At 69.0% G+C, this 21570-nt stretch carries 20 protein-coding genes; 8 read left to right on the plus strand and 12 right to left on the minus strand.

The features are described 5' to 3' along the window. Positions 1-24 precede the first annotated feature (24 nt). Positions 25-456 (minus strand): hypothetical protein, encoded by a 432-nt coding sequence (locus HD596_RS12450; protein ID WP_185069407.1) that lies wholly within the window; start codon positions 454-456, stop codon positions 25-27. Between the two features lie 135 nt (positions 457-591). On the opposite strand from HD596_RS12450, the gene HD596_RS12455 reads away from it, so the two are divergent. Further along, positions 592-1446 carry a DMT family transporter gene (locus HD596_RS12455; protein WP_185069408.1) on the plus strand — a complete coding sequence of 285 codons (855 nt, stop codon included), beginning with the start codon at positions 592-594 and terminating at the stop codon, positions 1444-1446. Positions 1447-1468: 22 nt separating this feature from the next. Here HD596_RS12455 and HD596_RS12460 read toward each other — a convergent pair whose 3' ends face one another. The 4 genes from HD596_RS12460 to HD596_RS12475 form a co-directional block, all read right to left on the minus strand. Then, positions 1469-1636, minus strand: a complete 168-nt coding sequence (locus tag HD596_RS12460; protein ID WP_185069409.1) for a hypothetical protein — start codon at positions 1634-1636, stop codon at positions 1469-1471. A 1-nt stretch (position 1637) separates the two neighbouring features. Further along, positions 1638-2063, minus strand: a complete 426-nt coding sequence (locus HD596_RS12465; protein WP_185069410.1) for an organic hydroperoxide resistance protein — start codon at positions 2061-2063, stop codon at positions 1638-1640. Between the two features lie 122 nt (positions 2064-2185). After that, the gene (locus HD596_RS12470) at positions 2186-2338 is read right to left on the minus strand and encodes a hypothetical protein (RefSeq protein ID WP_185069411.1); all 153 of its coding nucleotides are present in this window, start codon (positions 2336-2338) and stop codon (positions 2186-2188) included. A gap of 298 nt (positions 2339-2636) precedes the next feature. Further along, positions 2637-3224: a TetR/AcrR family transcriptional regulator gene (locus HD596_RS12475; RefSeq protein ID WP_185069412.1), complete on the minus strand. Its 588-nt coding sequence runs from the start codon at positions 3222-3224 to the stop codon at positions 2637-2639. Between the two features lie 198 nt (positions 3225-3422). Here HD596_RS12475 and HD596_RS12480 point away from each other — a divergent pair, with 198 nt between their 5' ends. Beyond that, positions 3423-4265, plus strand: coding sequence for an oxidoreductase (locus tag HD596_RS12480; RefSeq protein WP_185069413.1), 843 nt, complete (start codon positions 3423-3425; stop codon positions 4263-4265). Here the strand turns inward: HD596_RS12480 and HD596_RS12485 are convergent, their stop codons facing one another. Both HD596_RS12485 and HD596_RS12490 read right to left on the minus strand, forming a co-directional pair. After that, the gene (locus HD596_RS12485; RefSeq protein WP_185069414.1) at positions 4266-4955 is read right to left on the minus strand and encodes a TetR/AcrR family transcriptional regulator; all 690 of its coding nucleotides are present in this window, start codon (positions 4953-4955) and stop codon (positions 4266-4268) included. An 88-nt stretch (positions 4956-5043) separates the two neighbouring features. Next, complete coding sequence (locus HD596_RS12490; RefSeq protein ID WP_246554393.1) at positions 5044-5403, minus strand: hypothetical protein; 360 nt, start codon at positions 5401-5403, stop codon at positions 5044-5046. A 171-nt stretch (positions 5404-5574) separates the two neighbouring features. Here HD596_RS12490 and sigJ point away from each other — a divergent pair, with 171 nt between their 5' ends. Beyond that, a complete protein-coding gene (sigJ, locus tag HD596_RS12495) occupies positions 5575-6507 on the plus strand; it encodes an RNA polymerase sigma factor SigJ (protein WP_185069416.1) in 933 nt (310 codons plus the stop codon). Positions 6508-6803: 296 nt separating this feature from the next. Here the strand turns inward: sigJ and HD596_RS12500 are convergent, their stop codons facing one another. Beyond that, the gene (locus tag HD596_RS12500; protein WP_185069417.1) at positions 6804-7442 is read right to left on the minus strand and encodes a response regulator; all 639 of its coding nucleotides are present in this window, start codon (positions 7440-7442) and stop codon (positions 6804-6806) included. A 531-nt stretch (positions 7443-7973) separates the two neighbouring features. After that, positions 7974-9098 carry a sensor histidine kinase gene (locus tag HD596_RS12505; RefSeq protein WP_185069418.1) on the minus strand — a complete coding sequence of 375 codons (1125 nt, stop codon included), beginning with the start codon at positions 9096-9098 and terminating at the stop codon, positions 7974-7976. 166 nt (positions 9099-9264) lie between these two features. Here HD596_RS12505 and HD596_RS12510 point away from each other — a divergent pair, with 166 nt between their 5' ends. From HD596_RS12510 to HD596_RS12520, 3 genes are read left to right on the plus strand one after another with little or no spacing between them, the layout of a single operon-like run. After that, entirely contained in the window at positions 9265-10731 is a 1467-nt protein-coding gene (locus HD596_RS12510) for an alpha/beta fold hydrolase (RefSeq protein WP_185069419.1), read from the plus strand. After that, complete coding sequence (locus HD596_RS12515; RefSeq protein ID WP_185069420.1) at positions 10728-11645, plus strand: ABC transporter ATP-binding protein; 918 nt, start codon at positions 10728-10730, stop codon at positions 11643-11645. Before HD596_RS12510 ends, HD596_RS12515 begins: the two co-directional genes overlap by 4 nt. Further along, positions 11642-12394, plus strand: a complete 753-nt coding sequence (locus tag HD596_RS12520) for a DUF2705 family protein (RefSeq protein ID WP_185069421.1) — start codon at positions 11642-11644, stop codon at positions 12392-12394. Before HD596_RS12515 ends, HD596_RS12520 begins: the two co-directional genes overlap by 4 nt. Positions 12395-12712: 318 nt before the next feature. On the opposite strand, the gene HD596_RS12525 is transcribed toward HD596_RS12520, so the two are convergent. Beyond that, the gene (locus HD596_RS12525; RefSeq protein ID WP_313043756.1) at positions 12713-14215 is read right to left on the minus strand and encodes a serine/threonine-protein kinase; all 1503 of its coding nucleotides are present in this window, start codon (positions 14213-14215) and stop codon (positions 12713-12715) included. 1674 nt (positions 14216-15889) lie between these two features. Continuing rightward, the gene (locus HD596_RS12530; protein ID WP_185069422.1) at positions 15890-16486 is read right to left on the minus strand and encodes a CHRD domain-containing protein; all 597 of its coding nucleotides are present in this window, start codon (positions 16484-16486) and stop codon (positions 15890-15892) included. A gap of 1136 nt (positions 16487-17622) precedes the next feature. Here HD596_RS12530 and HD596_RS12535 point away from each other — a divergent pair. Next, positions 17623-17808 carry a plastocyanin/azurin family copper-binding protein gene (locus HD596_RS12535; RefSeq protein WP_185069423.1) on the plus strand — a complete coding sequence of 62 codons (186 nt, stop codon included), beginning with the start codon at positions 17623-17625 and terminating at the stop codon, positions 17806-17808. Positions 17809-17916: 108 nt separating this feature from the next. Here HD596_RS12535 and HD596_RS12540 read toward each other — a convergent pair whose 3' ends face one another. Beyond that, the gene (locus tag HD596_RS12540) at positions 17917-19305 is read right to left on the minus strand and encodes an IS256 family transposase (protein ID WP_446685872.1); all 1389 of its coding nucleotides are present in this window, start codon (positions 19303-19305) and stop codon (positions 17917-17919) included. A gap of 443 nt (positions 19306-19748) precedes the next feature. Here HD596_RS12540 and HD596_RS12545 point away from each other — a divergent pair, with 443 nt between their 5' ends. After that, positions 19749-21419 carry a PQQ-dependent sugar dehydrogenase gene (locus HD596_RS12545; RefSeq protein WP_185069424.1) on the plus strand — a complete coding sequence of 557 codons (1671 nt, stop codon included), beginning with the start codon at positions 19749-19751 and terminating at the stop codon, positions 21417-21419. The last annotated feature ends 151 nt before the right edge of the window (positions 21420-21570 follow it).

A 21570-nucleotide genomic window follows, 5' to 3' on the forward strand; every position in this document is an offset into this window, starting at 1 on the left:
CCATGTGCTGCCTGTCGCGGGCGTTCAGGCGTCCTCGCGCTGAGGGTTCTCCAGCCGGAAGAAGTTGCTCTGGCTGCCGTCGCTCTTGGATTCCTGATAGATGAAGTTGAGCCCCCGCTTGTCGAAGGTCTCGAACCACTCTTCCCAGCTCACGTGCCGAAGCTTGTCTCCCCCGCCGTAACCGGGGAAGTCGAATCGCAGCACCCCCAGATGATCGCCGTGCTCGGTGCCCTCGACCGTGGCGGCCGTCGCGCCGCGTCCCTCGGCCCAGTTCTTGATGACGTCGTGATCGGTGGTCACCAGGGTCTGGCCGGGGCGGTCGGGTTTTTCGTCCGGCGAATGGATCTCCTTGGCGTACTCCAGGCTCTTGGAGCTCTCAGGACCGCGGCGAGCCCCACCGTCGCCGGAACCGCCGTTGCCCCGGACCGCGTCCGTGGAATCGTCTCGTCGTGACATGGCCTGCTTCACCTCCGTGTGGCCCGCCTACCCGTGACCTGCACCGCTAACGGGGTCGGCGGCCCAAGCTTTCTTGGTGATGGCCAGGACCGGGGCGCGTTATGGAGCGGGCGTTCCGGGAAGCGGTACGAGGTGATGATCATCATCATCTCCCTGGGTGCGGCGTGCCTCCTGGGCATCGGCTTCGTCGCCCAGCAGCATGCCGCCTACCGCGAGCCCCTGGAGGAGATGCTGCACCCACGCCTGCTGCTGGACCTCATGCGCATGCCGCTGTGGCTGGCCGGGATCGGGCTGATGGTGTGCGGCCAGATCCTCGGCGCCATCGCGCTGCGGGACGCGGACGTGGCGCGGGTGGAGCCGCTGCTCGCGATGAACCTGCTGTTCGCCCTGACCGCGGCCCATGTCATCTACCAGGAGCCGTTCGGCCGCACGCTGCAACTGGGGGCCGTGCTGGTGTGCGGAGGAGTGGCGCTGTTCCTGTTCGCCGGGCGGCCGACGGGTGGCCGGCTACCCGATCCGGTCTCCATGCGGTGGCTCGCGGCGCTGCCGGTGGTCGTGGTCGCGGTGGCGCTGGTCTTCTTCGGGCTGCGGCGGTCCCTGAAGGTCAAGGCGATGTTGCTGGCGGCGGCCGCCGGGGTGCTGTACGGCCTGCAGGACGTGCTGACCCGCGGCTCCCTGCTCACGCTGGACAGCGGGCCGAACGTGCTCGTGACCTGGCAGCTGTACGCCCTGCCGTGCGTCGCCGTGGTGGGGCTGCTCCTCAATCAGAGCGCGTTCGACGCCGCCCCGCTCCAGATCTCGCTGCCGGCCACCACGGTCGCGGAGCCGATCTGCGGGATCGTGCTGGGGGTGGCGATCTTCGCCGAGCGTCTGCAGGTCACTCCGGCGGCCATCGCGGGCGAGGTGGCTGGTCTGGTCGCGATGGTGACCGGCACCGTCATCCTCGGCCGATCCCCGTTCCTGGCGAAGCCCGTGTCTCAGCCACAGTGACGTACGGCCCAGGTTTCCAGTTTCAGAGGCAGTACCGCACGAGCCATTCGTCCGCGTCGTAGGCGTCCCGTGCGGGGTCCGGCGGGGTGGCCGGGTGCTCCTCGACCGTGTCCTCCAGCCGGATCCGCTCAGGCAGCCGGCCGAACCGGGCACGGCGTGCCGACTCGGCCGGGTCCTGGGCCGGGCGCATTTCAGGCGGCTTTCGCGTTGATGGTGACCGGGATGTTGCCGCGGGTGGCCTTGGAGTAGGGGCAGATCTGGTGGGCGGCGGCGCCGAGCTCGTCGGCCGTCTGCTGGTCCACGCCTCCTAGTTCCAGGTTGAGCACGGCGCTGAGGCTGAACTCGCCGTCGTCGCCGTGGTGCAGGGTCACCTCCGTGGTGATGGCCGTGCTCGTCAGCGTGACCTTGCGCTGCGCCGCCGCCCTCCTGACCGCGCCGAGGAAGCAGGAGCCCCAGCCTGCGGCCAGCAGTTGCTCGGGGTTGGTGGCTCCGCCGGCGCCGCCGAGTTGCTTCGGGATGGCGAGGGTGGTGTCGAGGAGGCCGTCGTCGGCCTGGGCACGGCCTCCGTTCCGGCCTTCTCCTGTGACGGTGACGACGCCGGTGTAGCTGACAGGCATGGCTTTTCCCTTCAAGGGTTCCGGGGACACCGTGTGCGTCACCGGTTTAACTGGTGACGATATTGGCGCAGCTTCGCGTCACCTGTCAAGCCGGTGACATGCGCCCTGGGGGCCGCCCTGCGTCAGCTCACGTCGTGCCAGACGTCGCCCACGACCGGGGCGGCTTCCAGCTCGTCCCGCTCCGGCGTCGGCAGGGTCAGCCGGCTCATGAAGGTCGGCAGCCGGCTGCTCTCGCGGCACCGGAGCAGGGCGAACGCCTCTGGCTGACGGCCCAAGCATTGCCGGACGGACGCGGCCGTGAACTCGCCGTCGCTCTCGCGGACCAGGGTGATGAGCTCGTCGTGGCCGCAACCGTCCGGGACTGCTGCGGGCGGCCGAAGCGGTCCGGGACCTGGTGCATCGGCAGCCGCTGTTGTTCCCGGCGTTGCGCGAGCGCATCTCGCCGGAGGAGGCCACGCTCGTCCTGTCCGGCGTCACGGGAGCGCACGTAGCAACCGCACCGCTGCACCCTTCACCGACCGGCCGGCTATGGCTTGTATGCGCGTTGCCCGCCGTTCCGTATGAAGGCGGTGCCTAGGGTCGTACCGGGGCGGGCTTGCCCGGCCGTACCGTACGAGGAGACTCACGACCGACGCCGCGGAGCAGGGTGTCGACCACGAGGTCGGCGGCCTGTGCGGCGCTCAGCTCGGGCAGGTCCTCGGCGGCGTGCACCATCAGCGGCGGCAGGACCGTGGCCACCCAGCCGGGCGGCAGGTCTGAGCGCAGCAGGCCCTCGTCCGTGGCGCGCCGCAGGAAGGCGTCGACCTCGTCGATCAGGCCGCGACGGCGCTCGCGGAGCGTCTCCTCGCGGAGCATGCGGCTCGTTTCCACAGGCCATTTGCGGTTGACGGCGATGATGCCCTCGACGTAACGGTGCAGCGCGACCTCGACCGGGGCCTCGCGGAGCCTGGCCGCCTCGATGGCCTTCTCGACCGCGTCATAGCGGGCTCCGTAGACGGCGGCCATGAGGTCTTCGCGGGAGGCGAAGCGGCGGTAGACCGTACGGCGGTCCACTCCTGCCGCGGCGGCGATGGCGGCGATGGTCGCCGAGGGGTCGTCGGCGAGCATGCGGGCGCCTGTGCTCAGGACGCGTTCGAGGTTGCGGGTCGCGTCTGCTCTCACCCGCTCAAAGATACCTCTGCAGCGTGGCACATGAAGCAACTTACTGTCACATTAGTGAGGCAGTTATCGTTGTCCAGGAGTGAGGCCGCGTGGCCGACCTTGCGACACCGAGGCCCTGGTCTGTTAACAGCAACACTAACGGTGACCTTAGATTTGTAAGTGCTACATTGATGAGGCGGTTATACGAAGGGACACCCCATGGCCAAGACATGGCTCATCACCGGATCGTCGCGCGGTTTCGGCCGCCACCTCACCGAAGCCGTCCTCGAAGCAGGCGACCGGGTCATCGCCACCGCGCGCAGCCCCAAGCAGCTCGACGACCTGGTGGCCCGCCACGGCGACCGGATACGAGCGGTCGCGCTCGACGTCACCGACGCCGCCGCAGCCGCCCGGGCGGTCAAGGAGGCCATCGACGCCTTCGGCAGCCTCGACGTGGTCGTCAACAACGCCGGCTACGGCAACAGCGCGCCGATCGAGGAGATGGGCGAGGACGACTTCCGCGCCCAGATCGAGACCAACCTCTTCGGCGTGGTGAACGTCACCCGGGCCGCCCTACCCGTCCTGCGCACCCAGCGATCAGGAGTCTTCGTACAGTTCTCCTCCATCGGCGGGCGCGTCGGCGGCACTCCCGGGATGGGCGCCTACCAGACCGCGAAGTTCGCCGTCGAAGGGTTCTCCGAAGTGCTCGCCAGTGAGGTCGCGCCCTTCGGCGTCAAGGTCATCATCGTGGAGCCGGGCGCGTTCCGTACTGACTGGCAGGGGTCCTCCATGGAGCTCCACCCCGTCGGGCCCGACTACGAGCAGACCGTGGGCGCCATCCACCGCTACCGGCGCGACACCGACGGCACCCAGCCCGGCGACCCCGCCCGTGCCGCCAGGATCATCATCGACGTCGTCGGCCACGACGACCCGCCCCGGCGGCTCCTGCTCGGCAGCGACGCCGTCGCCTCCGCCCAGAAAGCCGCCGAGCTCCGTGCCGCAGAAACCGAGAAATGGGCCGACGTCAGCCGCTCGGCCGACTACCCGGCCGACGAACGCTAGTCACCGGCCCGGCCGCGCGGCCGGTGGGGGCGACGGGGAGGGCGAGGACGGCGTGGGAGGTGGGGGCGGCGGGAGGGCGAGGACCGCGCGGACGGCGGCCTTCAGCCGTTCGCGGCTGTCCGCCCCGATCTCGGGCCGGCCGTCCGCGGTCGGACCCGCCAGCGCCCGCCGGAACACGGCGGTCGGCAGATCGACCACGCACAGCGTCACCACCTCGACGCTCGCCCCGTCAGCACGGTCCCACAGCGCCCGCGACAGCCGGGTCAGCAGCGCCACCAACCGCTTGTCCAGGGCGAACATCTCCTCGGCCAGCTCCTGCGGCACCTCGGGACCGAGCAGTTGGTCACGCCGGACCGCCACGAGCATCCGGGCGGCGGCGGGCCGGCGGTCGGCGAACACCGCGGGCGCACTCGCCACCGCCGCCACCGCCTCGACTGCCGCTTCGCGATCGCCCCCTTGCACCGCGTCGGCCAGCTCGACCTGGAGATCCAGGAAATCTCCCGCCGCCCTCAGCCACAGCCGCCCGAGCAGTACGGGCAACGACCCGAACGCGTGGTAGATCACCCCGTTCGACACCCCGGCGGCCGTCGCCAGCGCTCGCACCGTGAACCGCTCCGGGCCGCCATCTGCCACCAACTGCTCGGCGACGTCCAGCAACCGATCGAGATCATGAACCCGAGGGCGAGGCATGCCCACCATCATAACAGAGCACACGCTCCAAAACCGCCCGGGTCGCGCCGGCCATCACGTCGCGGCCTCCATCCGGGCGCAGCGACGGTCACATCGTGGCCTCCGCCCGGGCGCGACGGCCGGCCCAGATCCGGCCGAGCTGAACGACGCTCATGCCGAACATCAGGACGCCCAACGGGACATGCAGGGTCTTCACGTGCGCTATGCCCAGCGCTATCTGCGCCGACGTGACCCCGAAGAAGCCGGCCGCGTACAGGATGGGCCTGGGCGAGCCGCCGCCCGGCCGCCACACCAAGATCGCGACCACCAGGTGCAACAGCGTCACGACGAACGTCGCATATGCTCCAGCACTGTGCAGGGCCCCACCCCCGGGCGAGGACAACAGCAGCCCGGCGGTGATCGCCTGGACAAAGACGGCCAAGGTTTGCAGGGTGATCGCGATCTGCAAGAACCTGAGGTTCGTGGGCGTGGACATGGCGGGGCTTCCCTTCTCGATCCCGGTGTCTCGGCAGTCCGACGACACGACCTCCGGGAATGTGAGGTGCGGCGACCTCACGTTCCGGAGTGTTGTCTCGTCTGTCCGGGTGAAGGCGGAAACGAGCGAGGAGCAGGCGACACCATGACCACCCCATCCGAGCCAGGGACCGACCCGAGCCTGAACGTGATCATGAGCGAGCGGCGCCAGCTGATCAATCTCGCCTACCGCCTCCTCGGCTCCCTTGCCGACGCCGAGGATGTCGTACAGGAGGCCTGCGCCCGCTGGTACGCCATGACCCCGCAGCAGCGGCAGGCCATCGAGTCCCCCGGCGCCTGGCTGACGAAGGTGGCCGGGCGCATCTGCCTCGACGTGCTCGGCTCGGCACGCAAGAGGCGCGAGCGCTACGTGGGCGAGTGGATCCCCGAACCGCTGCCCGACCGTACGGAGTGGATCAGCGCACGGCCGGGCGGCACCATGATCGACCCCGCCGACCGGATCACCCTCGACGAGTCGATCAACATGGCCTTCCTGGTCGTGCTCGAGTCGATGACCCCGGCCGAGCGCGTGGCGTTCATCCTGCACGACGTCTTCCGCTACTCCTTCGCCGAAGTGGCGGAGATCGTCGGCCGTACCCCGGTGGCGTGCCGCCAACTGGCCTCCTCGGCCCGCCGTCGTCTTCGCGACGCACAGGCTCCCACGGCTCCGGCGGCCCGGCCCGGCATCGTCGGTGATTTCAAACGGGCGTGGGAAGCCAAGGACATCAAAGCCCTCATCGACCTCCTCGACCCCGACGCCAGAGCGGTCATCGACGGCGGCGGCCTCGTCAGCGCCGGACTCCACCCGATCGAAGGCAGCGAGCAGATCGCCCGCTACCTCCTCGCCATCGCCGGAATGTCACCCGGCATGACGATCCTGGAACGTACGGTCAACGGTCAGCCCGGTCTGGTGGCCCAGCAGGACGGCGTGACGGTGACGGTGGCGGCGTTCGACGTCACGGGCGACCGGATCAAGCACATCTGGGCAGTACGCAACCCCGAGAAGCTCCGGCCCTGGACGGCGCAGCCCCAGCCTTAGGACCGCCTCGTCCGACTCGCTCCAGGAAGGCGCGAACCTCCCCGGCCTCCGGAACACCAAGCTCCTCACACATGCACTATCCCTGCCAACAAGACCAACTGAAGAGCCCTCCGGCACCGCCACTCGACGATAACCACCTGACACATGCACAAGCCCGACCTCAGGCCAACCGAACAGACGCCAGCGCCACCACCCCACAATGACCGCCCGCGACACATGCGCAAGCCCGGCCAAACGAGGGCAATCGGAGAGCCCTTGGCCTTGCCACCGGCGATAGCCGTGTCTGGCCGCGCGTTCTAACCCGGTTTGACGAGGCCGGCTTCGTAGGCGGCGATGACGAGTTGGGCGCGATCTCGGGCCTGAAGCTTGGCCAGCAGGCGGCCGATGTGCGTCTTCACGGTCCCGGGGCTCAACTGGAGCTGGGCGCTGAGCTCGGCGTTGGACAGTCCGTGAGCGATGAGTGTGAGCACCTCTCGCTCCCGATCCGTCAGGTTGTCGAGCCCGTGGAAGACCCGCTGGGCCGGCCGCCGTACGAACTCCGCGATCAATCGCGTGGTGACGCTGGGCGCGAGCAGCGTCTCACCCGACGCAACCACCCGGATCGCCCTCAGGAGATCATCGGGGGGCGCATCCTTGAGCAGGAACCCGCTGGCGCCCGCGCGCAGCGCCGCGTAGACGTACTCATCGAGGTCGAACGTCGTCAGAATGAGGACCCGAGTATCCCCGGCGATCTGCTGGGTGGCGGCGATGCCGTCCATCTCCGGCATCCTGACGTCCATGAGCACGACGTCAGGGGACTCTTTCCGCGCGAGCGCCACCGCCTGATGGCCGTCAGCCGCTTCCCCGACCACGACGAGATCGTCCTCCGAGTCGATCAGCAATCGGAAACTGCCACGCAGCAGTGCCTGATCGTCGGCGACGAGCACTCGAATCAAGAGATCCCCCACAACACACCCACCACGAGCAGGCTCGACACTAGGTCCGCTGACGCTCTGTCCAGCTCTCCGCCTCCCATCCTGCGCCACTCAACACCACGGATACCGGCTCCCGGGCCGCGATCTTGACATCAGCCGCTCCCGCATCCATCCATCCCCGCCGCACAGGACCACCGACCTCGAACCACATCGCCGACCAGCCAGTAAGCCCAAACACGAGGTCACGCCAGCCACAGGGACCACGTGGACAACGGGATCGCACCAACCACGGGATCACACCGACCACGGCGCACACCGACCACAAGATCCCACCAGCCACGAAGCCACACCGACCACGGAATCACACCAACCACGAGGTCACACCAACCGCAGGATCACACCAACCGCAGGATCACACCGCCCACAAGGCCCCACCAGCCACGGAGCCTCGCCGACCACGAGGTCACACCAACCGCAGGGGCGTGCCGGCCACGGGCCGACGTGGCGCGCCGGGGTCTCGGAGTGCCACGCAGCTGACGCCAGTCAGGTAAGTCACGGGATCTCCCATGATGCCTGTACGCCGAACCCACCCCCCGGCAGAGGCCCGGCCTCGAAGGCGCCGCCGTACATCGTCGCCCGTTCCCGCATCCCCGCAAGCCCGTGCCCGCCCGCCTTCCCCGGCAGCACTCGCTGCCCCGGCCCGTCGTCGACCACCGAGATCTTCAGCAACCCGTCGACGACCGACACGCTGGCCCGGCAACGGGCGGGAGCGGCGTGCCTGACGACGTTGGTGATCGCCTCCTGGACGATGCGATAGACGGACAGACCCATGCTGTCGGGCACGGCTCCGCTCACCGAGAGGTCGACCTGCACACCGGCCTCCGCCGCGCGGCGTGCCAGGGACGGCAGGTCGGCGAGGCCGGGGAGCGGCGTGCTCTCGGGCGCGCTGTCGGACGAGCGCAGGGCCCCGAGTAACTGGCGCATCTCCACGAGCGAGCCGCGCCCGATCTGCTCGATGGCCCGTAACGCCTCACGCCCTTCCTCCGGGTGCTTGTCCAGGACCTTGGCCGCCACCCCAGCCTTGACGGTGATCATGCTCAGCGAATGGGCGACGACGTCGTGCAGCTCGCGGGCGATCCGCAGGCGCTCGTCGACCACCGCTTTCTCGGCCTGCATCCTGGCTTCGCGCGCGGCGGACACGCGGCGGGTGCGCACCGCCGTACCGAGACTCCAGCTCGCTCCCACGACCAGCCAGGCCACCCCGACGACGGGGACGGGATCCGGCCAGCCGTTCACTCTCGGCGCGCCCATCACCGAGGCCAGCAGAGCGCCTCCGGTGACAAGCAGGCCCAGCCCGAGGGCGATCGCCGATCGCCGCACCGGTTGGGTGGCCGACACGGGGTAAATGGTCAGGGCCACCACACCGACCATCATCAGCCGGTTCTCCTGTAGCGTGAGCAGAAGGGGGCCGAGCAGGAGCGCACCGTAGTATGCGGGCATCGGCCAGATCCGCCGCACCGCCACGGGCACCATGAGCAGCCAGCAGATCAGCACCGACGTGGTGCTCACCGCCAGACCTTCCGGATCCGTCGTCGCCCCCAGCGCGAGCAGCACCGCGACGACGGCGTCGGCCAGGATGAGCAGCCTGTGGGTAGGCCGCCGGGCGAGCAGGTTCACAGCTCGACGTTATCGAGGAACGGCCGCGAGCGAATCGGAGCACGAGCCGTCAGACCAGGGTCGTACTCCGCTCTCTTACGCCCGCTCCGTATGACCCTGGTCCGAGCCGCAAGACCGGATCTGGCTCCGATGTGCACACCCACCGCCGTGCAGGATCGTTTCCCGCATGGATCGACGCACACTCATCGCCCTGTGCCTCGCCGCCTGCCTCGCCGTCTCGCTCGGCGGCATCGCGCTGGCGTCGGCGCAAGCGTACCCCCTCGTCTGGAAAGAATGTCGTGACGGCCTGCGATGCGCCGAGCTGGTCGTTCCCGTGGACTGGGCCGATCCGGGCGGCCCCAAGACCTCGGTGCACGTGGCCAGACTGCCCGCGACGGGCAGGAGCATGGGGCCGCTGATCATCAATTTCGGAGGCCCGGGCACCAACTCGACGATGCTCAGGCCCAGAAACGAACCCGATGTTCCGCCGGAGCTGCCGGCCCTGCTCAAGGAGCTGCGGAGCCGGTTCGACATCATCGCCATGGATCCGCGCGGGATGTCCGAGCCGGGGAGCGCCAAGAGAGTGAGCTGCGAGGAGCCCGGGGCCTCCGTCTTCGGATTGGTCCTGGCGCGGACGAAACAGGACTGGGACGCTCACGCCGCCAAGAACGCGGCCCACCAGGCGAGCTGCCGCAAGACGGCCAGGTCGGCGTGGTACGGAATGACGGCATGGAACGTGGCGCACGACATGGACGCGCTGCGCGCGGCACTCGGCCAGGAGAAGCTCCGCTACGCGGGCAACTCTTACGGGACCGTCTACGCCCAGGCCTATCTGGAGCTGTTCCCGCAGCGGGTGGAGCGGATGTATTTCGACGGGACCGCCGATCACACCCAGCAGGAGTTCGAGCCCTGGTTGCGCAACTACGCGCGCACCCAGGAACGGCATCTCACCCGCTTCCGTGACTGGTGCGCCCGCCGTACGGACTGCGCCCTGCACGGCAGGGATGCAGGCAAGGCATGGGACGAACTGGTCGCAAGGGTGCGCCGCGCGCCACTGCCGGCGTCGGCCGGCAGGACGGTGCATGAGGGACAGCTGTACGCGGGCGCGATCAAAGGCATCAGCCCGGCGTACTGGCCGCGGTTCGCGACTGCCATCCGAAAGGCCCTCGACGGCGACGCCGCCGACTTTCTCACCGAACTGGCGCCGGAGCAGGGCAGTTCCTCCGTGAGCCAAGATTCCCTGTGCAACGACTTCATGCCGAAGCTGCCGACGTACGAGGAGTTCCAAGGCATCGAGGCCAGGCTTCGTGAGATCGCGCCGAGGTTCGGCTGGATCGAGGGGCGCTTCGAGCTCGGGCGGTGCTGGGGGCGCAGCGGGGGCGCGTCCTGGGCGCCGCACCCGTTGCGCGTGAAGGACGTCCCACCGATCCTCTTCGCGATCGGGGAGCTCGACAACAACACCAATTACCTCGGACAGCAGCACGTGGCGGAGCAGGTTCCGTCCGCGCAGATCCTGTGGCACGGCGACGGCCACGCGTCGTGGGCCGGCAACACCTGCCTGCGGCGGCATGTCTTCGCCTATCTGACAACGGGGGCGCTGCCCGCGCGGGGCACGCGCTGCCCGGCCGAGCTGATTCAACGGGTGGGGAAATGATCGAGGTCATAGATCTGACAAAGGTGTACGGTTCCACGCGGGCGGTCTCGGGGCTGACGTTCGACGTGAAACCCGGACAGGTCACGGGATTTCTCGGGCACAACGGGGCCGGCAAGTCCACCACCATGCGAGTGATCCTCGGCCTTCACAAGCCCACCTCGGGCAGGGCGTTGATCAATGGCGTCCGCAAACGCGACCTCCGTGACCCCATGCGTGAGGTCGGGGCCATGCTCGATGCCACCGAGGTGCAGGGCGGGCGCAGCGCGTTCGATCACCTCCAGGCGCTGGCGCATGCCGGTGGGATCGCGCGCCGCAGAGTCGTAGAGGTTCTCGAGGAGGTCGGCCTGGCCGGCGCGGCACGCAAGCGGATCGCCGGGTTCTCCCACGGGATGCGCCAGCGCCTCGGCATCGCGGCGGCACTGCTCGGCGAACCGGGAGTGCTCATCCTTGACGAACCGGTCAACGGCCTCGACCCCGACGGCATCCGCTGGCTCAGGACGCTGCTGAGATCCCTGGCGGCCGAGGGGCGGACCGTCCTCCTGTCGAGCCATCTGATGACCGAGATGTCCCTCACCGCCGACCGGCTCATCATCATCGGCCGCGGTCAGCTGATCGAGGACACCACGATGGCGGAGTTACTGTCCCGCTTCCAAGGCGACGTATCGGTCCGATCGCCCCACGCGACCCGCTTGACCGGAGCACTCGAAGCAGCGGGAGCAACCGTACGCCGCGCCCAGGCGCCCGGCGCGAGCACGCCTTCGACTTCTGTCTCCCGGGCCGAAGGAGAGCTGCTGGTGACCGGCTTGTCCGCAGCCGCCATAGGAGATCTCGCCCTGGTGAACGGCTGCGCCATCCACGAATTGACGCCACGCCAGGCGTCGCTGGAAGAGGCCTTCATGGAGATAACCCAATGATCAACGTCGTCGCATCGGAATGGCTCAAGCTGCGCTCGCTCCGATCCACCTACTACGTCCTGGCCTCCACGCTCTCGGCCGTGGCGCTCACCGGCTTCATCGCCTTCTCGATCTCGCGTTACTTCGACACCAAGGGTCCCGGCGGCGAACCCGTCGGCACGGGACTCACCTTCAGCGCCGACATTCCCCCCGTGCTCTTCGGCATGCTGGGCGCACTCGCCATCTCCGGCGAATACAGCACTGGCATGATCAGGCTCACGTTGACCACGATCCGGCGCCCGTGGATCCTCGTCCTGGCCAAGGCCGCCGTGGTGGCCACCGTGGCCGCAGCAGCGGGTCAGGTGCTGGCCTTCGCCACCTATTTCACCGCACAGGCAGTGGTGGGCGGACGCCCGATCGGCGCCTCGTTCTCCGAACCGACCGCCCTGCCCGAGGTACTGTCAACAGGCGCCGGCTCCGCCGTCGCCGCGGTGATGGGGCTGTGCCTGGCCACGATTCTGCGTTCGACACCCGGAGCGCTCATCGCACTGGTCGCCCTACTGACGGCCCCGACCGTGACCGAGCGCTTTCTCCCCGCCCCTTGGAACGACTGGACCGGCTCCCTGACCATCCCATCACTGACGAGGCAGTTAGCCGCCGTCCCCGACTCCGGCGCCTTCGCCCCCTCCTGGGCCACCGCCGTCCTCGCCGGTTATGTCGTGATCTTCCTCGCCGCAGCAGTCCTGGCAATCACCCGCCGTGACGCCTGACCACAACTGAGCGCCTCGGGTGACGTCCGGCGGGAGTACGGCGGCGGCGGCGGTCTCAGGCACCGCTCCGGGACTTCGCCCCTCTTCGCCTCAGCCGGCTATGCCCTCGCCTTCCCCACCGCGTGCGATGTAGTTCTCCCCGGCCCCGCGCTGCTGCAGTCCCATCCGGCTCATGAGCGTGCGTCGGCGAAGCCAAATGGCCTATCGGCGCAGAGGGGCAACGGCATGCCGGTACGGGGCGAAGGGGCGGACCTTCGACCTCGCCGAAGCAGCCGCCGACGCCATTCGCGGAGTAAAGGAGCCTCGTTCAGTGGGGTGTCAGCGATACTTGTTGAGGGCTGCGGCGACGAGTTCGGCGGCGCGGTCGGCGGTGCCGAATCCGGAGCGGCGGGCTCTGACGGTGATGGACACTGAGACGTTCGACAGCCGGAAGGAGATCTTGGTCTCGTAGAGCCGCCATGGCCAGCCGGGCACCTGACGGGTGTAGCTGAACGCCTCGTCGCCGACCTTCGGTCCCGTGCGGATCTTGGTCTTCTCGTTGCGCTTCGGCTCGTCCTTCATGTACTCGACCATCTGATCATGGGTCAGGTTGGCCGCGGAGGCGCTCGGCAAGCGGTACGCCATGATGCTCAGGGTGGAAGCGTCCGCACTGGACCAGGAGCAGGCGGCGTCGGTCAGGAACTGGCGTTTCATCGAACCGCCGAACAGGGAGCGCGTCTGGGCGCTGGTCAGCAGATCGCACGCCTCGAAGTCGCGGGAGATGACCGGGGTGGCTTCTGGTGAGAAGCCGAACGTCGGCCGCGGGGAATAGGTATAGCTGACGCGGGGCGCGAGCATGACGCCGAGTACGCGGATGACGTTCGGGAACAGGTAGGGCACGACCACCACCCCCGCCGCCACGACCAGTACCACCGCGAGCAGGGCGCCGATGACGACCTGGACGCGGCGACGCCGACGCGGGCGGCTGCCCGGCACTGTCCGCGTCCGTGGCGAGGTCGGGACGTTCGTGGTCTCGCCCCGCGAGAGGGCCCTCAGCCAGCCGGCCACCTCGTCCGGGGAGCAGCGGCGTGCCGGGTCCTTCTCCAGGATCGCGGCCAGCACGGGTGCCAGCGGACCGGCCAGCCGGAAGGGGGCGGGCTCCTGCATCAGTACGGCGGCCAGGACCGCGGCCTCGTTCGGGCGGGGGAACGGCGGGCCGCCCTCCACAGCCGTGAAGAGCGTGGCACCGAGCGACCACAGGTCGGCGAGCGGGCCGTCGGCCTCACCGCGCAGGCGCTCCGGGGCGATGTAGCCGGGCGAGCCGGTCAGCATCCCCGTCTGCGTGAGCCCGGTGTCCCCGGCGATCGTCGCGATGCCGAAGTCGGTGAGCAGCACCCGCCCGTCGTCGGTGAGCAAGACGTTGGCGGGTTTGACGTCCCGGTGCAGGATGCCGGACGCGTGCGCGGCGGCGAGGGCGTCGAGCATCTGCATGCCGATCTCCGCCACGCGATGCGGCGGCAGCGGGCCGTCGTCGCGTACGACCCGGTCGAGGGAGCGGCCGCGGACCAGCTCCATGATGATCCACGGCCGGCCGTCGTCCAGGACGACATCGTGCACGGTGACGATGGACGGGTGGGAGCGTAGCGTCGCCGCGGCGCGCGCTTCCCGGAGCGTGCGTTCGGCCAGCTCGGCCCGCGACGCCTCGTCGAGATCCGACGGGAGCCGGACCTCCTTGATGGCTACCTCCTGCCGGAGGAGCTCGTCCATCGCCCGCCAGACGGTGCCCATGCCGCCTTGACCGAGCTGCGAAAGCAGGCGATAACGGCCCGCGAGCAGCGTCACCGTGCCATTACCGACGTCTCGGACTCCGCGACCATTCGTCGCCTCCTGTCGATATCCGGCTCAGCACGGGCACATCAGATAGTAAGCGAACGGATCGCTAGCGTCAGGGAATGTCGATCAAAGGTCACAGGACACCTTTTAACCTCTGGCTCAGGCCACTCTCGGCCTTCAAGGGAGGCTCGGCTCCAGATGGCCCCGCCGCCGACGCCGGCATGGCGGTCAAGCGGTGCTCGCGGCGCAGGCGGCCCAAGCTTTGCAAGCGGTGCTCGCTGGATAGGCGGCGTTGGCGGCGTTGGCGGCGTTGGCGGCGTTGGCGGCGTTGGCGGCGTTGGCGGCGTTGGCGGCGTTGGCGATGCACCCGGTGACGACGGCGTTCGCGGCGCTCGACGTTCACGGGGCTCGACGTCCGCGGGGCTCGGCGTCCGCGGGGCAGGCGGCGCCCGCCGGGGTTCGAGCGCCCCATGGCGACGCGTGGTGCGCTGGGTGCTGACCGCGTCCTCGGTGCTCGCTGCGTAGGCGGCGTGCTTCGACGTTGCGATGCACCCGGTGACGAAGGCGTTCGCGGCGCTCGGCGTTCGCGGCGCTCGGCGTTCGCGGGGCAGGCGGCGCCCGCCGGGGTTCGAGCGCCCCATGGCGACGCGTGGTGCGCTGGGTGCTGACCGCGTCCTCGGTGCTCGCTGCGCAGGCGGCGTGCTTCGACGTTGCGATGCACCCGGTGACGACGGCGTTGGCGGCGCTCGGCGCTCGCGGCGCTCGGCGCTCGCGGCGCTCGGCGCTCGCGGCGCTCGGCGCTCGCGGCGCTCGGCGCTCGCGGCGCTCGGCGCTCGCGGGGCTCGGCGCTCGCGGGGCTCGGCGTTGGCAGGGGCTCGGCGTTGGCAGGGGCTCGGCGTTGGCAGGGGCTCGGCGTTGGCGGGGCTCGGCGTTGGCGGGGCTCGGCGTTGGCGGGGCTCGGCGTTGGCGGTGGCCGAGGTGCTCGGCGCTCGCGGTCACGCTGCGCCCGCCGGGGTTCCAGTGTCCCCATGCCGACGGCGTTCGTGGGTGCGTTAGGTGCTGGTGGCGTCCTTGGTGTTCACGGTGCCGCCGTTCCCGGTGCTCAGCGGTGCTGGGGTCTTCTGGCGCTCAGGGTGCCGGCGGTGTGGGCAGCGGTGGTGCTCGGCGCTTGCGGTCGCGCGTCCGCCGGTGTCTCGAGGACCGTGACGTTGGCGGTGCCATGGTGCGGACGGCGTTCGTGGTGCTCATGGGGCTTGTGTGCATGTCGCGTTTGTTGGTGTTTGGAGTGCTCTCTATGCTCAGGGCGTTCGCGGTGCTCAGGGTGACCATCGCGTTCGCCCTGGTCATGGTGCTCGGCGCTCGCGGTGCGCGCCGCGTCCCTCGGTGTTCACAGTGCTGATGGTGCTGCGGTCTTGGGGTGCTCGCAAGGTTGGGGGTTCACGGGTGCTCGCGTTTAAGGATGTCGGCGCCGTCCCCACTCGCTTGAGTTGGCTGGTGTCCGCTATGCCGAGGTTTTTGCGATGTGCTGGGCCGTCTGTTTGTTAGGGCTGCGTGGCCGATGATGACGTTCGCTGGTCTGATCTTGGCTGCCTGGTGGCCCTTTGGCGCCTGATGGGAATGGGGCCGCGCCGGCGTGCTCGCGCTGCGGCGGCTCGGCCCTGGTATGCGTACCTTTCAGGATGTTTACCAGTGGTGGGCGCCGTGGAGCTGGCCGCGGACGGCGCCGTCGGGGAATTCGGACGTGTGCAGGTTGGCGTACCAGTTCTTCGGGTTCTTCTTGATGCCGTTGAGGATGCTGGTGTCCTTGACGCGGACGGAGCCGGAGCTGGTGTTGCCGCGGATGGTGCCGTTGGCTAGTAGGTCGATGACGACGGGGCCGTTCTTGCCGGCCTTGCCCCGGTGAATGTGGAAGGCGGTGGGCTTGGCGACCTTCTTCCACTGGACGAAGTAGTAGAGGCGGTTGCCCTTGATGCGGAACTTCGCGGCTGCCAGGCCGTTCCGGTCGTTGACCTTCTTGCCGGCCTCCGGCACCTCGTTCTTGCCGAGAAGGACTGTGGCGAAGTAGTACGTCTTGGCCGTGCTGGCCGCCTTGGCGCTGGTGGACGTGGCGGGGGCGGCGTTGGCCGGTGTCGAGGTGACGGCCAGGGCCGCGGTGGAGGCCAGCGCCGCGATGGCCGCGCCGGCCACCGCACGCCGCCACTGGATACGCCCGTTGCTGATCTGCTGGAAAGTGTTCACGGGGACCTGCCTCTGGTTGGTCTTACGGATCTCTTCGGACACGGCAGGACGTTAGTGAGGCGGTATCCGATGTTCTGTGGACAAATCCGCATAAGGGGGTGGGGTGATCAGTGTCACAAAGCGCGAGGCGGACAGGCCAAAGCCGCTGCGATTTGGTGCGGCGCTGGTGAGCAGGTGAGCCAGGCCGGTGAGGGGCGGGCAAAGGCTGGCGACGGGCAAGTGAAGGCCTATGACGGGCGGGTGACGGCTGGGGTCGGGCAAGCGGGATTCCACGACGGGCGGGGTGATGGCTGCCGACGCGTGGGCGGAACGCCACGACGGGCGCGTGATGGCTGCCGACGCGTGGGCAGAACTCCACGACAGGCGCGTGACGGCTGCCGACGCGTGGGCCACCGATGGAAGAGGGTAACGGCAATCTCGGCGGCGACCCTCACGATGATCACCTCCACCGCGCTCCCGGCCCTGTCACACGATGCCGCGGACGCGATCAAGCACGCCTGGACACGGGGATGCGTCACTCACGCGAGGCCATGCGGCGCTTGATGGACTCACGCCAGCCCTGCTGGTTGTGCCGCGCGTACTCTGGAAGAGGGGACGCTCGCCGGTCGAGCGCGACCACGACGCGGGAGACGGGTGAGCACACGCGCACTCGGGGGGTGAGCCCGATGAGGCCTCACGACGTCTGGTCCGCAGGCACCGCAACGGTCGCAATAACAGCCGCCCTATTCACCGGCACACCGACAGCCACGGCCCAACTGTCCACCGGCACACCAACAGCCACAGGACAACTATCAACCGGCACGCCAACGGCCGCAGGGAAGCCCTCCACCAGCACGCCAACGGCCACGGGGAAGCTGTCTACGGGCGCCGGCGGCGGCACACCAACGGTCACGGGAAAGGTGTCCACCGGCACACAAACGGCCGTGGGGCAGACGCCCGGGTTGCGACCCGCCCAAGAATGCACCCCTCCGCCACTGCCAGGCAAGGTAGTAGACGTCGACCTGACCGACGCGGCCGGGGCAGCACCCATGCGCCTGACAGTGAAGCCGACCAAGGTCCCGCCAGGCGCCGTGTCTCTCCGCGCCTCCAACACGGGCACCCTGGCCCACGAGGTGGTCGTACTGCCACTCGCAGCGGGCCAGCCCCTCGGAAAGCGGCCGATCGTATCCGACAGCCGAGTGAGCGAGACGGGCTCCGTCGGCGAAGCGGCCCACAACTGCGGCGCAGGCGAGGGCGGCGGCATCGCGCCCGGCTCCGCGGGCTGGGCCACCCTGACGCTGCAGCCCGGAAGGTACGAGCTGATCTGCAACTTCCCAGGACACTACGCCGCGGGCATGCGCGCAGAACTCGACGTCTCCCAGTAACCCCATGCCAACCGCGTGACGGCTCCCGACGCGTGGGCGAAACTCCACGACGGGGAGGTTGTCACTTCAGGTGTGTAAAGAACGTTTCTGATGGCCTGAGGTCGGTCTTTACCTGATGCGGCCTGGATAGGCGATGTCGAGTTCGATCAGCGCTTCGCGCCAGCCGATGGTGCGTTGTCCTTCGATCAGGCGGGCGGTGCTGGGCGAGTTCTTGATCTTTCCGGTCTCCTCCTTGGTGATGGCGCGTTCGCGGGCGCGTTTGTCCTCGATATTGATGATGGCCAGCCACAGCAGTTTGACCACGGCGTCGTCGCCGGGGAAGTGGCCGCGGGCCTTGGTGACCTTGCGCAGCTGGTAGTTCAGCGACTCGATGCTATTGGTGGTGTAGAGCAGCTTGCGGACCGCCGGGGAGAAGGCGAAGAACGGGGTGAAGCGGTCCCAGGCGGTCTCGAACACACGGGCCGCCTGCGGATACCTCTGGCCCCAGGTGGAGGCGGTGAAGTCGGCCAGGGCGTCGAAGGCGGCTTCCGCACTGGGCGCCGTATAGATCTTCTTGAGCTCGGCGGCCAGCGTGGCGCGGTCACGACGGGCGACCGGCCGCAGCGCGTTGCGGATCAGGTGCACGACGCAGGCCTGCACGATGGTGTGCGGGAAGGCATGGTGGATGGCGTCTTCGAAGCCGTTCAGTCCGTCGGTGCAGGCGATGAGGATGTCGCGCACTCCCCGGTTGCGCAGGTCGGTCATCACAGAGGTCCAAAAACGGGCCGACTCGCCGGCGGTGGCGGCATCGAGCGGGGTCTTGGCCAGCCAGATCCCCAGCACGTGCTTGTCGCCGTCGGCGTCGATACCGATCGCGAGGTAGGCGGGTTTGGCCTGGACGCTGTGGTTGTCGCGGACCTTGACCACGATGGCGTCCAGGAACACCACCGGGTAGACGGCATCCAACGGCCGTGCCTGCCAGGCGCGGACCTCTTCGAGTACGGCGTCGGTGATGTTGGAGATGGCCTCGTGCGACAGTTCGGTGTCGTAGATCTGACGCAGGTGGTGCTGGATGTCGCGCACGCTCATGCCGTGCGCGTACAGGCTGATGATCATGTCGTCCAGGCCGCCGGAGACGCGGCCGGCCCGTTTGGGCACCAGCATCGGCTCGAAGGTGCCGGCCCGGTCGCGGGGCACGGACAGCCGCACCGGCCCCACCCCCGTCTGCACGGTCTTGCCGATCCTGCCGTTGCGGGAGTTGCCGCTGCCATGGCCGGCCACCTCGTGCTTGCCGTAGCCCAGATGCGCCGACAGCTCGCCCTCCAGCGCGCGTTCCAGCACCGCCTTGACCAACTCGCCGAGCATCGAGCCCTGCCCGGTCAGCCGCAGCCCGCCCGCGCTGTCGCGTGAGCGTTCCAGCAGCAGGTCCAGCACGTGATCGCCGAGCAGGTCCCGCAACGGCGTCTCGCCGTCACGCTGGGGGGATTTTTCCCCGCCATGATGAGCAGCCGCCCCCAGCAGCGCCGATGTGTCATCGTGCTGGTCTTGCCCCACCGCGGCCAGCGCGGTTCTTCCCCGTGTCGTGGACATGATCGTGTTCTCCCCCGAGATGGTCAATGATCTTTGCAGATTTCCGTCTACGTTTGGTGATCATTTCCACACCTGGAGTGATACCCCCACGACGGGTGGGCGAGGGCTGGTGAGGGGCGGGTTTGAAGGGGTGGCGGTGTTTGGTTTGGCGTGGCCGCGGGCGTTGAGTGGTGCGTTTTGTGGGTTGAGGTGGGTGGGGTGTTGACTCCCCCTTTGTCACGGAAGCAAGTGTCGAATGTTGAAAGTTTCAGTTGCCGCGTGGCTGTTGTCGCAGATGGGCGGGGCGGGCGGTTTGGGGTGATTGAGGTCCTGCGGTTGCGATGCCTACGGTGCTGGGGTCCGCACACGGTGATCCCGTCAAGGAGTCCGTCATGCGCGCCCGTGCCGTACCCGCCCTGATTCTGGCCCTGATCGCCCTCATCGTCACCGCTCCCGAGGCACGCGCGCAGGTGGTCGGGGGTTTCGACTTCTCCAGGGCGGAGGTCTCCGTCACGGGGCTGCAGGTGCCGTGGGGGTTGGCGTTCCTGCCGGACGGCAGTGCGCTGGTCTCCGAGCGGAACACCGGGCGGATCCTCCAGGTACGGCCCGGTCAGACGCCCACCCAGGTCGCCACCGTGAACGGGGTGAGTGCTTCCGGTGAGAGCGGCCTGCTTGGCATCGCGGTCAGGGATGGCTGGGTGTACGCGTACTTCACCAGCACCGCCGGGGACAACCGGCTGGTCAGGTTCCAGTTGAGCGCGCCTCAGACGCAGACGGTGATCTTCTCCGGCGTCCCGAGCGCCACCATCCACGACGGCGGGCGCCTCGCCTTCGGACCGGACGGCATGCTTTACCTGAGCACCGGCGACGCGAGCAACACCAGCAACGCCCAGAACCTCAATAGCCCCGCCGGCAAGATCCTGCGCATGACGCCCACCGGTGGGGTGCCTTCGGACAATCCGTTCGCGGGATCCCGGGTCTGGAGCTACGGCCACCGCAACGTGCAGGGTCTGGCCTGGGACTCGCAGGGCAGGATGTACGCCAGCGAATTCGGCCAGAACACCTGGGACGAGATCAACCAGATCGTCGCGGGCGGCAACTACGGCTGGCCCACCTGCGAAGGCAACTGCGGCAACTCCTCCTTCCGCAACCCCATCGTCACCTGGGCGACCGCCGAGGCCTCGCCGAGCGGGCTCGCGTACGCCAACAACACGCTCTTCGCCGCGGCCCTGGGCGGCCGGCGCCTCTGGACGGTGCCGCTGAGCGGCAGCGGCACCCCCGGCACGCCGGTGGCCGAGCTCCAGTCCACGTACGGTCGTCTTCGCGCGGTCGCGCTCGGACCCGACGGCTGGCTCTGGGTGACGACCAGCAACCGGGACGGCCGCGGCACACCCGTGGCCCAGGACGACCGCATCATCCGCATCCCGCCCGCCACGAGCGGAACCGACACCACCCCGCCGACCGCCCCCGGCAACCTGGCCGCCTCCGCGACCACCTCCACCGGCACCACGCTGGCGTGGACCGCCTCGACCGACAACGTCGGCGTGACCGGCTACGACGTGCTGCGCGCGCCGGGCTCGTCCGGCGGCGCCTTCACGCAGGTGGGCACCGCGGCGACCGCCTCGTTCACCGACAGCGGGCTGACCGCCGCCACCACCTACCGCTACCAGGTACGCGCCCGCGACGCGGCGGGCAACGTGTCGCCGGTGTCCAACACGGTCACGGTCACCACCGGTCCGGGCGGCAGCACCGGCGGATGCACGGCCACGCCGACCACCCAGACCCAGTGGAGCACCGGCTACGTGATCCAGCCGGTCACGGTCACCAACACCGGCACCGCCACGACCACGGGCTGGACGGTGACGTTCACGCTGCCCAGCGGGCACGCCGTCACCGGCTCCTGGAACGCCACCCTGACCGCCAGCGGGCAGACCGTCACGGTCAGGAACGCCGCTCACAACGGCACGCTCGCGCCCGGTCAGAGCACCACGTTCGGCTTCCAGGCCAGCCGCCCCAACGGCGACACCCAGACTCCTTCCGCCTATCGGTGCACCAGTCCATGACCTGGCGCTGGGGATGGATCGACGGCGTCGTGCAAGGTCCAGCGGGGCCGGGTCATCGGCGGTCGCTGCCGGCTCCGTCCGTCTCGTCCGGGGATTGACCAAAGATGTAAAGCCATACATCGATCGATGTACGGCTCATTTCGCTCGCCGG

Origin of the sequence: Nonomuraea jabiensis, assembly GCF_014204795.1 — a bacterium.
In the GTDB taxonomy this organism is placed as follows: Bacteria; Actinomycetota; Actinomycetes; order Streptosporangiales; family Streptosporangiaceae; genus Nonomuraea; species Nonomuraea jabiensis.